14 protein-coding genes are annotated in these 15,051 nt (G+C 59.7%); 5 read left to right on the forward strand and 9 right to left on the reverse strand.

The features are described 5' to 3' along the window. Positions 1–5: 5 nt before the first annotated feature. The 9 genes from ACYZUD_RS10175 to ACYZUD_RS10215 form a co-directional block, all read right to left on the reverse strand. Positions 6–1,928, reverse strand: coding sequence for a flavin-containing monooxygenase (locus ACYZUD_RS10175; RefSeq protein WP_462023875.1), 1,923 nt, complete (start codon positions 1,926–1,928; stop codon positions 6–8). A gap of 53 nt (positions 1,929–1,981) precedes the next feature. After that, positions 1,982–2,899, reverse strand: coding sequence for an alpha/beta hydrolase (locus ACYZUD_RS10180; protein ID WP_462023876.1), 918 nt, complete (start codon positions 2,897–2,899; stop codon positions 1,982–1,984). A 15-nt stretch (positions 2,900–2,914) separates the two neighbouring features. Then, complete coding sequence (locus tag ACYZUD_RS10185) at positions 2,915–3,280, reverse strand: Rieske (2Fe-2S) protein (protein WP_462023877.1); 366 nt, start codon at positions 3,278–3,280, stop codon at positions 2,915–2,917. Positions 3,281–3,283: 3 nt separating this feature from the next. After that, positions 3,284–3,595 carry a YciI family protein gene (locus ACYZUD_RS10190; RefSeq protein WP_462023878.1) on the reverse strand — a complete coding sequence of 104 codons (312 nt, stop codon included), beginning with the start codon at positions 3,593–3,595 and terminating at the stop codon, positions 3,284–3,286. Continuing rightward, positions 3,592–4,467 carry an intradiol ring-cleavage dioxygenase gene (locus tag ACYZUD_RS10195; RefSeq protein WP_462023879.1) on the reverse strand — a complete coding sequence of 292 codons (876 nt, stop codon included), beginning with the start codon at positions 4,465–4,467 and terminating at the stop codon, positions 3,592–3,594. Before ACYZUD_RS10195 ends, ACYZUD_RS10190 begins: the two co-directional genes overlap by 4 nt. Positions 4,468–4,510: 43 nt before the next feature. After that, positions 4,511–5,578, reverse strand: coding sequence for a maleylacetate reductase (locus ACYZUD_RS10200; RefSeq protein WP_462023880.1), 1,068 nt, complete (start codon positions 5,576–5,578; stop codon positions 4,511–4,513). A gap of 9 nt (positions 5,579–5,587) precedes the next feature. After that, positions 5,588–7,051 carry an aldehyde dehydrogenase family protein gene (locus ACYZUD_RS10205; protein ID WP_462023881.1) on the reverse strand — a complete coding sequence of 488 codons (1,464 nt, stop codon included), beginning with the start codon at positions 7,049–7,051 and terminating at the stop codon, positions 5,588–5,590. Between the two features lie 91 nt (positions 7,052–7,142). Beyond that, positions 7,143–8,165 carry a hydroxyquinol 1,2-dioxygenase gene (locus ACYZUD_RS10210; protein ID WP_065836016.1) on the reverse strand — a complete coding sequence of 341 codons (1,023 nt, stop codon included), beginning with the start codon at positions 8,163–8,165 and terminating at the stop codon, positions 7,143–7,145. 47 nt (positions 8,166–8,212) lie between these two features. Then, positions 8,213–8,710, reverse strand: coding sequence for a cupin domain-containing protein (locus tag ACYZUD_RS10215; RefSeq protein ID WP_462023882.1), 498 nt, complete (start codon positions 8,708–8,710; stop codon positions 8,213–8,215). Between the two features lie 427 nt (positions 8,711–9,137). Here ACYZUD_RS10215 and ACYZUD_RS10220 point away from each other — a divergent pair, with 427 nt between their 5' ends. The 5 genes from ACYZUD_RS10220 to ACYZUD_RS10240 all read left to right on the forward strand — a co-directional run bounded on the left by ACYZUD_RS10220 (position 9,138) and on the right by ACYZUD_RS10240 (position 14,877). After that, the gene (locus tag ACYZUD_RS10220; protein ID WP_462023883.1) at positions 9,138–10,397 is read left to right on the forward strand and encodes an outer membrane beta-barrel protein; all 1,260 of its coding nucleotides are present in this window, start codon (positions 9,138–9,140) and stop codon (positions 10,395–10,397) included. 664 nt (positions 10,398–11,061) lie between these two features. Next, entirely contained in the window at positions 11,062–11,739 is a 678-nt protein-coding gene (locus ACYZUD_RS10225; protein WP_462023884.1) for a GntR family transcriptional regulator, read from the forward strand. An 84-nt stretch (positions 11,740–11,823) separates the two neighbouring features. Continuing rightward, complete coding sequence (locus ACYZUD_RS10230; protein ID WP_462023885.1) at positions 11,824–12,558, forward strand: SDR family NAD(P)-dependent oxidoreductase; 735 nt, start codon at positions 11,824–11,826, stop codon at positions 12,556–12,558. Further along, the gene (locus ACYZUD_RS10235) at positions 12,551–13,615 is read left to right on the forward strand and encodes a phosphotransferase (protein WP_462023886.1); all 1,065 of its coding nucleotides are present in this window, start codon (positions 12,551–12,553) and stop codon (positions 13,613–13,615) included. Before ACYZUD_RS10230 ends, ACYZUD_RS10235 begins: the two co-directional genes overlap by 8 nt. After that, entirely contained in the window at positions 13,612–14,877 is a 1,266-nt protein-coding gene (locus tag ACYZUD_RS10240) for an aminotransferase class III-fold pyridoxal phosphate-dependent enzyme (protein WP_462023887.1), read from the forward strand. The genes ACYZUD_RS10235 and ACYZUD_RS10240 overlap by 4 nt, the downstream gene beginning before the upstream one ends. Positions 14,878–15,051: the final 174 nt, after the last annotated feature.

Below are 15,051 nucleotides of genomic sequence, written 5' to 3' on the forward strand. Positions count from 1 at the left end.
AGCGATCAGGAAAGGTGGTAATCGGTCGGCTCGACTTCATGAGTCCGGCGCCAGAACTCTACGGCGTTAAACGGGAAGTTCTGGGTGACCCGTCCTTTGCTGTTCTTGTACCAACTGTTGACCTTGGAGAAGCCCCAGGCGCGCAAGCCATTGGCCTGGTCGACCCTCTGGTTGTAGCTCTCGAACACCTGCGGCTTGATCTCCATGCTCTGGTGCCCCCCCTCCAACAACAGCCGCACGGCATCGACGATATAGGTCGCGGTGAACTCGGAGAATTGAATAATGGTGCTGTACACCACCAGCCCTGTGTTTGGCCCGTACATGCAGAACATGTTAGGGAATCCAGGCACGGTCATGCCCATATAGGCCCGAGCATCGTCATCCTTCCAGACCTCGTGCAGGGCCAGGCCGTTGCGCCCGGTGATGTTGATCGGCATAAGAAACTTGGAGGCATGAAAGCCGGTGCCGTAGACGATCAGATCGAACTCGTATTCAGTGCCGTCGACACAGCAGATGCCCTTGGGCGTGATCGCCTCGATAGGCTGGCGAATCATACTGACGTTGTCGCGCTTGAGCGTCGAGATCCAGGTGCCGTTGTCACGGATGATGCGCTTGCCGCCGACGGGAGAATCCGGAATCAGCACATCGCGCAGGTCCGGCCGGTCAGCGAACTGCGGCTCCATCCAGGCACTGATGTCCCGGCGCAATTGATCGTTGCGCGCCGATACCGCGACTTCTGTCGGTGGGTAATTGACATCGACAACGACATCCTCAAGAAAGCCGACGCTCTGCGGCATGACCATAGCCGCCCGGTACCACAGGCTGTAGTTGGGCAGGTTGGCGAGCAACCATTTACAGCTGTCGGAGATTTTCTCGTGCAGATCGGGCGTGGGTAGCAGCCAGTTGGTGGTGCGCGCGAAGACCTTGAGATCGGCGGCGGTCTCGGCCAATTGCGGGATGAACTGGGCAGCACTCGCCCCCGTGCCGATCACGGCAACGCGCTTACCGCGCCAGTCGACATTGTGGTCCCACTGCGCCGAGTGGAATGCCGGGCCTTGGAACGTCTCTTTGCCAGGAATGGCCGGGATCATCGGCCGATTAAGTTGCCCGACGGCGAACACCACCACGTTGCTGTCGACGCGGGTTTGCCCGGCACTGTCGCGGCAGATTAGTTGCCAGCGCTGGCTGTCTTCGTCCCAATGGGCATCAGTGACTTCAGTGTTAAATTGAATATGCTCATACAGCCCTTTCTCCCGCGCCACCGCCTGCATGTAGCCGAACACCTGTGGGCCGGGTGCGAAACAGTCGTCCCAGGTGCTGCGGGCGAAGGAGAAGCTGTAGAAGAAACTGTTGATGTCGATGCGGCAACCCGGGTAGGTATTTTCGCGCCAGGTACCGCCGACATCGCCGCCTTTCTCATAGACAACAAAAGGCACACCGGCCTGCTTAAAGCGCAACGCCGCGATCATGCCGCTCTCGCCCGCGCCGATGATCACCACCTTAAAGTCACGGCCGGCGGCCACATGTTCTTTATGCCAGCGAGGGGCGCGAGGGTCTTCTTCGGCCGTCACCAGTTCCTCGGCGACCAGGGGCAGATAGGGCTCGATGACAGGACCCATCAGCCAGGTCCCGATGGCGTGCAACTGGTCGCTGGTCGGCCGCGCTGGCACGGGCATCCCACTGTCGCGAAAGGCCATTAGTCTGTGCAAGCAAAATTCTCGCACCTCGGCTTCGACCTCGGCGCTCATCCCGCTTCCCGCCACGCCCATGGCAACGACAGGCTTCCAGTCCGGCTTGAGCACATCGAGTTCGCCAGTCAGGTGCGCGACGGTCATCAGCAAGGTCGGAATATCGGCCCCCTGCAGGTGCCCACGCAGGGTTTCATCATCACATTCAAGGGAAGCCACAGTGGTGTTATAGGTGCTCATATGTAAACCTCTTATTCTTGTTGTCGGGGTATTGACGATCGGTCGTACAAGGCTTAATCGGTCTGCAACCAGGGATCGATCTGCTCACTCAGCCAATCCAACGCCTCGCGGCTGGCACGCAGGAAAGGCATAGTCACGAAGCCATGCATCTGCCCGCTGAAACAGCGTTCACTCACAACGATGCCGGCCTCCGCCAGCCGGTTCGCGTAGGCTTGGCCTTCGTCGCGTAGCACATCGAGTTCCGCAGTCAGCACCACCGCCGGTGGCACGCCACGAAAGTCCATTGCCGCCAACGGTGATGCCGAAACCTGCTGGCGCTCGTTGGCATCCGGCAGGTAGTGATCCCAGAACCAACGCATGTCCTCACGGGTCAGCAACAGTTGCCGTTGCGGATCCAGATAACCTGGCCCGTCGAGATCCGCCTGGGTGGCCGGATAAATCAACACCTGCAAGGCCCAGTGCAACTGGCCACGCTGAGCAGCACGCTGGGCGAACACGGCCGCCAGGTTGCCGCCGGCACTGTCGCCCGCGACGATCAGTGGTCCGTTGGCCGAGCCGGCGAGCTGCTCGCGATGAGCCACTAGCCATTGTGCAGCACGCTCGACGTCATCCAGGGCGGCCGGAAAAGGAAACTCCGGGGCCAGCCGGTAATCGACCAGGACCACAGTGCAGTCGGTACGGTGCGCCAGCTGGCGAGCGAAGTGGTCGAAGTCGTCGGGCCCACCCACGACCCAGCCCCCCCCATGCAAGTAGAGGATGGCGCCGCGTACCGAGGCGCTGGGCGTCAATACACGCAGGCGCGCCCCACCCAATTGCACCTCCTCGACGCTGTGCATGGTCGGCCCCACAGCTGACGGGCGCAGGCTCGTCATGACTTCACGAGCCTCGTAGGGATTCATTAAATGAAACGGTTTCAAGCCGCTCTCGGCCAATTGCTCAAGCAATCGGACAGACTCGACATCAAGTGTCATAGCGTTGCTCTCCTGTCATAGGTGCACCTTCGTGGGTGCGTTCTGAACCTCGGCCAACCACAGCAAGCCGTCCTGCTGGTACACCGGGACGCTGTCCAGATGCGCGCCTTCGCACGGACCATCGATGCAGTGACCATCTTCGAAACGAAACATCGCCCCGTGGTGCGCGCACATCAGCAGTTGCGTCTGATAGGTGCTGAACGACCCCGGTTGATAGTCCAAGGGAATGGAAAAATGCGGGCAGCGGTTGCGGTAGACCCACACCTGCGTACCCCGCCGCACCGCGATCAAGGCAGTGGCTTGGCCTCGCAGCGTCGCCTCAAGCCCGAGTGCTCCACCATCGGGCACCTGATCGAGGGCGCACAGCCTAATATTCGCCACGGCTCATGCTCCCATCTGGGGATTACCCAGTCCCCAGCTCCAAGGCCGGATCTCGACGCGCTCGAACAGTCCGGCCTGGGCATAGGGATCGTCGGCAAAAAAAGCCTCGGCCTCGCTCAAGCTGCCGGCCTCCACCACCAGCAGGGTGCCATTCATGACTCCTTCGCAGTTGCTCAACGTTGGCCCGCCCAGGCACACCACCACACGATGGGGGTGGGGCTCACGCAGGTATTCGCGATGCCTAGGGCGAATCTCCCTGCGCAATGGCTCGTGGTCCGGCTTGTCGGTGGCGAAGATGGCAAAGAACTGGTTCATACCGTGGCCTCCAAGACGAAGTCGAACGTCACGACGTGGAAATCCGTACCGATATCGTATTGCTCGGCCAGTTGATCGCTGGCGAACCGCGGTTCGTACACGACGCGCAGCGAATCCTTGACCCCAAAGACTGCGTCAGAATCAATATAGGGATCGTCGTCGTTGAACAGATGGGTCACCAGGCGTCGATGACCCGGCGCATCGAGCATGAAATGCAAGTGCGCCGGGCGCCACGGATGGCGGCCGCTGGCCTGCAGCAGATCGCCAACCGGGCCGTCGGTGGGGATCGGATAACTCACCGGCACCACACTGCGAATCGCATAGCGGCCCTGTTCATCCGTGCGATAACGACCTCGCAGGTTGCCGTGCGGCTGCGCGACGTCCTGACCCGAGTACTGCCCGTTTTCGGCGGTCTGCCAGACATCCAGGGTGGCTCCCGACAAAGGGTTGCCAGCGGCGTCGCGCACATAACCGGTGATCAACGAGGCGCTGCCGGGAATCAACGCCATGTTTTCGCCGTATTCCCGTTCGGGCATGCCGGCGATGTAGAACGGTCCAAACACTGTGCTCTGCGTCGCCTCGACGCCACTACGGTGCTCGATGGCGTCGACCAGCATGGACAGCCCCAGCACATCCGAGAGCAGGATGAATTCCTGACGCACCACGTCGTCACACTTCTGCCCGGTGGCCGTGAGGAACTGGATCGCCTGCAACCACTCGGCCTCGCTGAGCTCGACTTCGCTGGCAAACTGGTGAAGATGCCCCACCAGTGTCTGCAGCAAAAAGCGCAGGCGTGCATCGGGTGTGTGCGCAAAGCTGTTGATGGCGCGGGCGGTAATCTCACGCTCGGAAGACAAGTCGAGGTTATTCATCTCGTTATTCTCGTGTGGCAATCGACGGACAGCGGCAACACCTTCAGGCCGGTGCATGTCCCTTCAGCGCCCGGGTCAGCAGTGCCTCAATGGCATCCTGTTCGAACGGCCGCGGGTTGTAGTACGGGCTGGCACAGGCAATGCTCGCCGCTTCGGCTGGACCATGCTCGGGAAAGCCGAACTCGACTAACGCCAAGGGAATGCCAAGGCGGCGGTTCAATTCGTACAGCAGCGGCCCGACTTCATCGGCTTGCTCGCCGCCCAATGCTCGTGCAGCGCGGCGCAACGGCTCGGCCGCCGCGCGGCGGTTGTAGTGCGCCGCGTGGGGCAGGACGATGGCGTGGGCCTGGGCGTGCGGCAGGTTGAAGGTGCCGCCGAGGGTGTGACACAGCTTGTGGTGGATCGCCATACCCACCGAACCCAGGCAGATGCCGGCCAGCCATGCGCCTTGCAGCGCCTGACCACGAGCCTCGACGTTTTGCGGGTCGTCGACGATTTTCGGCAGTGCTTGCGCCAATGCGCGGATCGACTCTTCGGCCATCAACGAGATCACCGGGTTGGCGTCTTCGGCGTACAGGGCTTCGATCGCATGGGCCATGGCGTTCATGCCCGAGCAGGCCGACATACCCACTGGCAGGGTCAGCGTCAGCTCCGGGTCGTAGATCACGGTCTTAGGCAGGACCCGTGGATCGCGACCGGTTTTCTTCAACCGGTTTTCGGTCAAGCCGTAGATCGGGGTCATTTCCGATCCGGCGTACGTGGTCGGCACCGCCAGGATCGGCAAGCCGCTGTCCATGGCGATGGCTTTACCCAAGCCGATGGTCGAACCACCACCAACGGCCACACAGCAATCCGCTTCGCGGCGCACGGCCTCCTCGCGAGCCGCTTGCGCGGTTTCCAATGGCACGTGCATCACCGCCTGGGGGTAGACGCCTGCGCTGCGATCACCCAGTAACCGCGCGACCTGTTCGCCCAGTTCCTGTTGCTCTGGGGTAGTCAGGATCAGCGCGCGACGCGCGCCCAGGCGCTGGATTTCGTCACTGAGGCTGGCCAGTTTGCCAGCGCCGAAAATCACTCGGGTCGGCGTGCCTTGATAGATGAATGCGTTCATGGGGTCACCTTAGCGCGGGTAATGGGGAAGGATCTTGGCGTTGACGTTGACCCATACCGAGCGAGCCTCGGTGTAGTCGTGAATGGCGTCGAATCCCATCTCCCGGCCGTAACCGGATTGACCCAAGCCACCGAACGGGCTGCCGGGGCTGACACGCTTGTAGCAGTTGATCCAGCACATGCCGACGTTGATCTGCTCCGCCACACGGTGCGCACGCTGCAGGTCACGAGTCCACAGCCCGCTGCCCAAGCCGTAGTCGGTGCCGTTGGCAATCTCCAGCGCCTCCTCCTCGGTGGAAAAACGCAGCACCGTCACGAACGGGCCGAACACCTCTTCCTGGGCGACACGGTCACCAGGCTTGGCTTCAACGATAGTAGGCTCGACATAGAAACCCGAAGCCAGCGCGGGATCACTTGGCGCCTTGCCACCGGTAAGAATACGGCCGCCCTGCTGGCGGGCGATGTCGACGAACGACAGTACGCGGTCGCGATGCAACGACGAGGTTAGTGGACCCATCTCGGTATTCGGATCCAGGGGGTCGCCCAGGCGAATCGAACGGGCCAGGGTGATGAAGCGCTCGAGAAACTCATCGGCGATGCTTTCTTGCAGCAGCAACCGTGAACCGGCGATGCAGGCCTGGCCCTGGTTGTGGAAGATCGCCCAGGCGGCGCCGTTGACGGCGGCGTCGAGATTGGCGTCTTCGAAAACGATGTTGGCCCCCTTGCCGCCCAGCTCCAGCTGCACGCGTTTGAGGTTGCCTTGGGAGGCTTCGACGATACGCCGCCCAGTGGCGGTAGAGCCGGTGAAAGCGATCTTGGCGACATCATGGTGTTCGGCCAGGCGTTGCCCAGCAGTATGGCCGTAGCCTGGGACGATGTTGACCACGCCGTCCGGGAAGCCCACTTCTTTCATCAGCTCAGCGATGCGCAGCGTCGACAGCGGCGTCAGCTCTGACGGCTTGAGCACCACGGTATTACCTGCAGCCAGCGCCGGGCCCATCTTCCAGCTGGTGAACATCAGTGGAAAATTCCACGGCACGATCTGACCCACGACGCCGATTGGCTTGCGCTGCACGTAGTTGAGAAAGCCTGCGTCGACCGGAATCACCTTGCCTTCTATCTTGTCGGCGATACCGCCAAAATAGCGGAAACAGGCGGCCGTGCGCGGTACGTCGAGGATCCGTGAATCCCGAAGGGGATGGCCAGTATCCAGCGACTCCAGGCGCGCCAGCTCATCACTGCAGGCCTCGATGCGGTCGGCCAGCTTCATCAGCAGCCGCCCCCGCTCAGCGCCCGGCGTGGCCGCCCAGCCTGGGAATGCGCGCTTGGCCGCGGCCACTGCGAGATCGACGTCCTCGGCCTGCGCCGCGGCAATGCGCGTGATCAGCTCGCCGTTGGTAGGGTTGATGACATCGATCTCGCCGCCTTCAAGGGCGGGGACGAACTGGCCATCAATGAACAATTGGTTTTGCATGAGCAAAGACTCCCTGCAGTGCCTGGATAGGCACTGTGAAATGCACTGGTATAAGGATGCCGGCCCAGCCTGAATCGCTGGGCCGCGACAATCAAAACTCGACGGGGTATGGCTTGAGTTCGCCGCTTTCGTAACGCTGAGGCAGGTTGGGGGTAGCGTTTTCCCAGACCAGCAGCATCGAGCGTTTGGTCGAGTAGCCTTGGTGGCGGATGTCGGCGGGCATCGCGCAGATATCGCCGGCGCGCATGGTGATCCGAGCACGGGGATTGCCATCGTCCTTGTCACCGATATCCCAGACGATCTCGTCGCTGAGCTGCAGGAACCACTCGATCCGGTCATTGCCATGCACAATCGGCAGGACGAACTCTTCGGTGGTCGGGCAGAACAGACTGGTTCGGCACACAGAGGTCACCGAAGGGTTCCAGCTAACGTCGGAGCGCGACAGGTACTTGAACAGGCTGAAGGCGTGCAGTTGGCCTTCAAAACCCTCGGCGGCGTGTACTTCGGGCTCGTCCTGGGCCACATCGGCAAAATGGCGGTTGACCGGCAGGTCGTCGCGCAACGGCGAATCCCCTTCCAGACCTGGCATACGCCGAGTGGCAACGCGGAAACGCTCGATTGCCTCGATGTTGTCGCCGTGCTTGCGGCCAAATGCCGTACCGGTTTCGGAAGGTGCGGCAAACGGGTCAAAGCCGGCGTTGGTCCAGTCGCGCAGGATCGCCTTGAAGGTGGCCATGATCTGCGGCGTTTCGAACTGCTCGGTGTAGTCGACACCGGCGGCTTTTAAGACACCATTGAAGGTGCCCGCGTACATGTCGACCTTGCCGTACAGGTTGCGAGTACCAAAGACGTGGTCGAAGTTTACCCAGCCGTAGAAAAAGCCCCACGCCACGTCACGCATGACGGCGCGCAGGAAAGCGTCCGCCGGAATCAGGTGCGAGCGGCGCTCACCCTTGGCCGGCCATTCGATACGGGCGAAGTATTCGTCGCGCGAGAGTTTGAAGGCACCCAGCGTATAAGCCTTGTAGCCGGTGATAGGGTGGGCGGCGCTGGCGTCCACCAGGTTGTCAAACGACAGTGCGTTCTCGGTTTCAACTGCTTCGAGCATAGCCATGATTGGCTCCTGTTATTTTTGGAGTGATGTCGAGGTCAGAACACGGATTATTTCAGGCAGATGTCAGTCCACTTCTCGACGCTGAGCGCGCCCTGCACGGTTTGCAGCAGCAGCACACAGGGGGCGCTGGCTTCGAAGCGATAAGCGCAGCCGGCAGGTAGCAGTGCCTGGTGGCCGCGCTTGAGCAGCACATAGCCCATAGGCCGACCTTTCGGCAGTTCACCAGCAAACTGGCTTCCCTCGCCTTGCGCCGTTGCCGCGTCGAGCTTGAGGAAGTCGACGCGTACGCTGCCGTCGACCGAGATGACGAATTCGTCGTGGGCACAGGTGAACCAGGGAGAAGTGCCTTCAGCGCGCAGCGTTTCGATCACATAGCCGAGATTGAGACCCACGACGACTTTCTCGTAGGGTGCCGATTGTGCGGCGACTTCGAAGATATTGGAGAAGGCATAGTGGCTTTTTTTTCCGGTCACCAGCTCGATAGAGCCCTTGGTGTAGTGCGCCAGCGAGCCGAAAACTGTTTCGAATGCAGATTGAGTACTCATCGTCTTAGCCCTGTTATTTTTGTGTTTGAGTGGCTCAACGTTAAGGCCCCCCCCACGCCCTAACAAGGCCATTATGGGCGAAATGACTGTTCGCGAAACGCGAACAGCGGTCCGGCACCGACCGAGCGCTCGGGCGCCGAAGTAGACGAGTTGTTCGTTTTCGGCGAATTATCTATTCGCCCAGATTGCACTTGTTGTGCGGGGGACGTGAAATTACCGTCTGGGCACTCGACTATAAGAACAACAGGGCCAAGCCATGAGTAACTCCCCCGCCTTTTAGACGATCTTCGGGTCGCGCACGCAATACCCACTGGACAAACAATAACAATAAGGTAATTGCTCTATGCGTATTCCTATCGCTTCGCTGTGCGCAATGTTTTCGTGCACCCTGTGCGCGGCGCCTCCCTCCCAGTCGGGAGAAGGTGACTTGGCAACCTGGCTGATACCTGAGTTGAAAAGAGACACCGGTATTCGCATTTATGGCGTCGTTGATGCGGGGTTTTCACGCAACAATACATCGACCCGTAGTGAGCGCCAAGGCGGCCTGACCAACTTGCCCGTGGCGGGATACGCCGACGAAAAGTTTCAATTGTCCTTTTTCAACCTGTTTATCGAAAAGCCTCTTAATACCAGCTATGTTCCGCGCGCTACGCCACTACCGGGACCGCAGCCTACCGAGGCGTCATTCGGTTTCACTTTCGGGTTGCTCTATGGTCGCGACGGTCAATTTGCGCGAACCACGGGCTGGGATGAGCACTGGGGGGTGAATGAGCCGGGCGCATCAGACTCGGCCAAAGCTCAGCGAAGCCGGCAAAACTTCTACGCGTTTCCCGACCTGTTTGGCACGGCCTATCTGCCTGTTGGCACTGGGATCAGCGTCATGGCCGGGATCTTCGGACCGGGAGTAGGCTACGAGATTCCACCGAACATCCGCATTGCTCGCAACGCTTTTGCTACCAAAACTTATGCATTTGTAACCGAGCCAGCGACCGTCAGCGGTGTCGTGCTGGGTACGAGGCTAATCAGTACCGAATCAAGTCTGCTTGGCGGCGAGCTAGGCATTGTGCAGGGCTGGAATAACCTGAGGGACAATAACGACAGAAAATCGGTGCTAGGCGCAATACGTTGGCGCAGAGCCGACATGCAAGGCTGGATCGATTATGAAGTTCTAATTGGTGACGAGCAGAATAAATCCATCGATGATATTCAAGCACCGACTTCGCGTTTGATTTCATCCAATGGCCAACTCAAGCAGCAACATTCATTGAATGGCTGGTTCGCGCTTAACCAGCATTGGTCAATCGGCGCCGAGGCTGTGTATGGACGCCAAAGTGGCGATGGCAAAGCTGATACTGTCGACATCGTGACAGGTCCACGGTTCTCAGGCGCTCAATGGTGGGGCGTGAACAGTTCGCTGAGTTATCAATATCGCGAAGACCTTATCTTCTCGGCGAGAGCAGAACATTTCGCGGATCCCGACGGCTTCGCACTGTTCCCGGTATCTACAGCTCACGGTGCATTCAACGCGCTGACTTTGGGCTTTCGCTATGAAGCCACGCGTAATCTATCGTTACGCCCTGAGATCCGATATGACTGGTTTACCGGCAGCGATGATGACAAACCTTTTGGCAATGGCAGCGACCGCAAGCAGGCCACCGCGACGGTGCAAATGCTCTATTATTTCTGACCATATACAGTCGCAAGTAATGGATCAATTTGGGGTGTAATCATCGCGGGATGATTGTGAGCTTTCGAAATGTGGGTCGCTTTTTCGTAGCAGGCTGAGACGCTTTATATCTCTTGTTACGGGTAAACATCAGGCTCAACGTACTTTTCCGGGAAGGCCACGCCTTACTTCGATGCAAGGAATCTTAGCGAAATGATGCTTACCGCCTGAAACGTCCTTCGGTCCTGAGAAGCGATAATGCGTCTTTTGCTTGGTGCATATATCTCGACAAAAGGCAAACGTGAACTACTTTTATACTCGCACAGCAATGACGACGCCATTGATTCTACCGCGAGATAATTAACTCTAAATAGTTCAGCAATTGCAGGCGGCTGACTTCAGCCGCCTAGAAGAACAGCTTTAGCTTAAGCACACCCCCCTCAACGTTTGGCGCCACCGTTGAATGACGCGCCCGACGCAAGTTTTGGCCGAAAAGGCCACTGCCCACTGAAAGCGTCGCCAAGGTCATGATTTGGCGAACACCACCTTGAGCACAGCCTCCTCTCTCAACGCCCCAACCGTGCGGGCCAACGCCTATCAATACTGCATGCCAATTTTCGCAAAAGGGTTAATGCATCATGTTGTATAGTCGTTGACCAACCTGTTCCATTGCACTCGGTGATCCATGTCTTACCCCCTCGACGTTATCACTCACACCTATCTGGGCAGCAACGTTTATTCCCAACTGCGCAACGCGTTGATCACAGGCGGGCTCAAACCGGACGATCGACTGCGCATCCGAGAACTGGCCAGTCAGTTGGGGACGAGCGTCACACCAGTACGGGACGCCATTCTGCAACTGGCCAAAGAGAAAGCTCTGGTGCTCAAGACCCCAAAAGACATCAGGGTGCCCGTGCTTGATAGTGCGGCGTATCTGGAAATCCGCACGCTTCGGCTGAATCTCGAAGGTCTGGGCGCCGAAACCGCGGCACGGCTTGCAACTTCCAGCGATCTGGCGCGCATCGATGACAATATCCAACGCAACCTCGAGGCCATCAACAATAATGACCTTCCTGAAGCACTACGCCTGAATAGCGAGTTTCACTTTTTGATCGCGGAAGCCGCTCGCATGCCTCTACTGCGCAGTTATCTGGATAGCTTGTGGATGCGTGCAGGCCCATTGATTGCCCAGGCCTACGCGCACTTTTCCCTGACCATGGCCATCGAGCACCATGTTGAGATACTCGATGCCCTGCGCCAGCAAGATGCCGCGGCGGCCAAGCACGCGATTCAGACGGACATTCTGGATGGCAATCAAAAAATGCTGGAATTCATAGCTGTCAGTCAGGAAGCAGCCTCCTAACGTCAGCTTTTCCTTGAACGGCTATTGACAGCAACTTCGTCTAAAAACATGATGCATCAAACATCAATTGATAGAGATGCGTCCATGAGCGAGAAAAAAAAGCTTCTTTTGACCGGAGCCAGCCGCGGCATCGGCCATGCGACGGTCAAGCACTTCAACGCGGCTGGCTGGGAAGTGTTCACCGCCTCCCGGCAAAACTGGGTCGCTGAATGCCCGTGGGCGGAAGGCTTGCTCAACCATATCCACCTGGATCTGGAGGACATTGACAGTGTCAGCGCCAGCCTGGCGACCATTAAGGAAAAACTGGGGGGACGCCTGGATGCGCTGGTGGACAACGCCGGCGTATCACCAAAAAGCCCGGAAGGCGGTCGACTCGGCGTGCTGGAAACCGATTACGCCACGTGGCTGAAGGTGTTCAACGTCAACCTGTTCTCCACCGCCCTCCTCGCTCGTGGCCTGTTCGATGAACTGAAAGCCGCCCAGGGCAGCATCATCAATGTCACGTCCATTGCTGGTTCCAAGGTGCACCCTTTCGCTGGTGTAGCCTACGCCACTTCCAAGGCGGCACTCTCGGCACTGACCCGGGAAATGGCCTTCGACTTCGGCCCGCACGGGGTTAGGGTCAATGCCATCGCCCCTGGCGAAATCGACACCGCCATCCTGTCCCCGGGCACCGCCGATATTGTCCAGCGGCTGGTTCCGATGAATCGATTGGGCCAACCCGAGGAAGTCGCCTCGTTGATCTATTTCCTGTGCACCAGCGGTGCTTCCTACGTTAACGGTGCGGAAATTCACGTCAATGGTGGCCAGCATGTCTGAGGCGATCATGGACAAGGTGTGTTGCGCCGATTTGATGACCACCGAGGCGCCCAGCGTGTCGCCTGCCGAAGCGCTGGAAATCGCCGATCGGGTATACGGCCTCAAAGGGACGCTGAAGCTGCTGAATGGCGAACGCGATGCCAACTTTCTCATCCAGTCCAGCACCGGCGCCTTCGTCCTGAAATTCATCAATGCGGCCGAAGATCCCAACGTCATCAGCTTCCAGACCCAGGCATTGCTGCACATCGAGGAACATGGCGCACACCTGCCGGTTCCACGGGTGTTGCCCTCGCGCGGCGGCGAAGTTGAACCGAACGTGCGGGTCAACGGGCAGTCACTGACACTGCGCACCGTCAGCTACCTGGACGGCATTTCGCAGAACCTGGGCACGCCCAGCGTCGCACTGATGCACGAACTCGGTACATCCCTGGCCGAAGTCAATCTCGCCCTCAAGGACTTTCAGCATACGGCGGCCTACCGCAACCTGCTCTGGGATGTCGGCCACGCCGAGCGGGTCAGGCCGTATCTGGATTACCTGGACGCCGATCAACTGCCGTTGGTGTCAAGTCTGCTGGACCGCTACGAAACCTCGGTGAAACCGCGCCTGGCCAGACTCAGGGCGCAGGTGATTCATAACGACCTCAACCCGCACAACGTCATGCTCGACTGCGCAACCGGCAGCCGCGTCTCGGCCATCATCGACTTCGGCGACGCGCTCCACGCGCCGTTGATCAACGAGCTGGGGACGGCACTTTCTTACCAGTTCGACGCTGACGCGAGCGATCCGCTATGGCAGATCAAGGCCTTCGTCGCCGCTTACAACGCGCGGATTCCGCTGCAGCGCGAGGAATTGGAGGTGTTAGGCCAACTGATCGCCATGCGCATGGCTATGGCCATCACCATCGCCCAGTGGCGCGCCAGCCTGTATCCGGATAACCGCACCTACGTGCTGCGCAACCTGCGCACCACCTGGAGCAATCTGCAATGCCTCAGCGTCTTGCCCGAAGGGTTGCTGACCCAAAGCCTGATCAACGCCTGCACACCGGAGGCCCCATGAGTTCATCCACCACCGCTGAACTGCTCGTCCGTCGCCAACGCACCTTGGGGGCCAGCTATCGATTGTTTTACGAGGAGCCGTTCGCTCCGGTGCGAGGTGAAGGTGTGTGGCTCTACGACCAGGACAACAGCGCGTACCTGGATGCCTATAACAACGTGGCCTCCGTCGGTCACTGTCACCCTGCCGTGGTCGCGGCGATTGCCGAGCAAAGTGCCCGGCTGAATACCCACACACGTTATCTGCACCCCTCGATCGTCGACTACGCCGAAGATCTGCTCAGCGAGTTTCCCCCGCCGCTCGATAACCTGACCATGACCTGCACCGGCAGCGAGGCGAACGACCTGGCGCTGCGCATCGCCCGCTGCCATAGCGGAGGCACCGGCATCATTGTGACTCGCTGGGCCTATCACGGCGTGACCAGTGCATTGGCCGAGGTATCGCCCTCGCTGGCCACCGGTCTGGCCACTGCCAGCCATGTGCGTCTGGTGGACGCTCCGGATTCCTACCGTCGAACCGCTGATTTCGTCGCCAGCGTCAAAGCGGCGGTGCAAGACATGCAGGCAAAGGGCATCAAGCCCGCGGCGCTACTGGTCGACAGCATTTTCTCCAGTGACGGCGTGTTCAGCCCGGCGAACGGCGAACTGGCGGCGGCCGCGCAGTGCGTACGCGAGGCCGGTGGGCTGTACATCGCCGATGAAGTGCAGCCGGGGTTCGGCCGCACCGGTGGGCAGCGCTGGGGGTTTGCCCGCGACTCGGTGATTCCGGATCTGGTCACGCTGGGCAAACCCATGGGCAACGGCCATCCGGTAGCGGCTGTGGTCGGCCGTTCGGCGCTGTTCGATCAATTCGGTCGGCAACAGCGTTATTTCAATACCTACGGCGGCAATCCGGTGTCCTGCAGCGCGGCCCACGCGGTACTACGGGTGTTGCGCGAAGAAGACCTGCAAGCCAATGCGCTAAAGGTCGGCGACTACCTCAAGGTCGGGCTGCAGGCATTGGCTGAGCGCCATGAAGTGATTGGCGATGTGCGTGGCGAAGGCCTGTTCATCGGCGTCGAGCTGGTGACAGACCGCGAGACGCAAGCCCCGGCAACAAGCGCCGCGGCGGCGGTCGTCAACGGCATGCGCCGCCGTCAGGTACTGATCAGTGCCACGGGGCCACAGACCAACATTCTGAAAATTCGTCCGCCGCTGGTTTTCGCCCGGGAGCATGCGGATCTGCTGCTTGAACGCCTGGATGAAACCTTGAGCAGCCTGAACTAAGCATCACATCTTGCCGAAGCAGGCTTTCCTGAGCCTGCATCGACACCGGCGCAAGCCCCCAATCCGGAGCGACTGAAACACCCTCGCACGGTTGTGGTGCGGCCTCATAAGCGCTTTCACCCGAAGAACCTCGCACCAGGCTGGATACGTTCAGTGGCACGGATTCTGCTTTGA

The organism is Pseudomonas sp. XS1P51, assembly GCF_054897845.1.

Coding starts and splice junctions, on each gene's coding strand:
- ACYZUD_RS10175 (WP_462023875.1), bottom strand. CDS start 1,928: ATGAGCACCTATAACACCACTGTGGCTTCCCTTGAATGTGATGATGAA.
- ACYZUD_RS10180 (WP_462023876.1), bottom strand. CDS start 2,899: ATGACACTTGATGTCGAGTCTGTCCGATTGCTTGAGCAATTGGCCGAG.
- ACYZUD_RS10190 (WP_462023878.1), bottom strand. CDS start 3,595: ATGAACCAGTTCTTTGCCATCTTCGCCACCGACAAGCCGGACCACGAG.
- ACYZUD_RS10195 (WP_462023879.1), bottom strand. CDS start 4,467: ATGAATAACCTCGACTTGTCTTCCGAGCGTGAGATTACCGCCCGCGCC.
- ACYZUD_RS10200 (WP_462023880.1), bottom strand. CDS start 5,578: ATGAACGCATTCATCTATCAAGGCACGCCGACCCGAGTGATTTTCGGC.
- ACYZUD_RS10205 (WP_462023881.1), bottom strand. CDS start 7,051: ATGCAAAACCAATTGTTCATTGATGGCCAGTTCGTCCCCGCCCTTGAA.
- ACYZUD_RS10210 (WP_065836016.1), bottom strand. CDS start 8,165: ATGGCTATGCTCGAAGCAGTTGAAACCGAGAACGCACTGTCGTTTGAC.
- ACYZUD_RS10215 (WP_462023882.1), bottom strand. CDS start 8,710: ATGAGTACTCAATCTGCATTCGAAACAGTTTTCGGCTCGCTGGCGCAC.
- ACYZUD_RS10225 (WP_462023884.1), top strand. CDS start 11,062: ATGTCTTACCCCCTCGACGTTATCACTCACACCTATCTGGGCAGCAAC.
- ACYZUD_RS10230 (WP_462023885.1), top strand. CDS start 11,824: ATGAGCGAGAAAAAAAAGCTTCTTTTGACCGGAGCCAGCCGCGGCATC.
- ACYZUD_RS10235 (WP_462023886.1), top strand. CDS start 12,551: ATGTCTGAGGCGATCATGGACAAGGTGTGTTGCGCCGATTTGATGACC.
- ACYZUD_RS10240 (WP_462023887.1), top strand. CDS start 13,612: ATGAGTTCATCCACCACCGCTGAACTGCTCGTCCGTCGCCAACGCACC.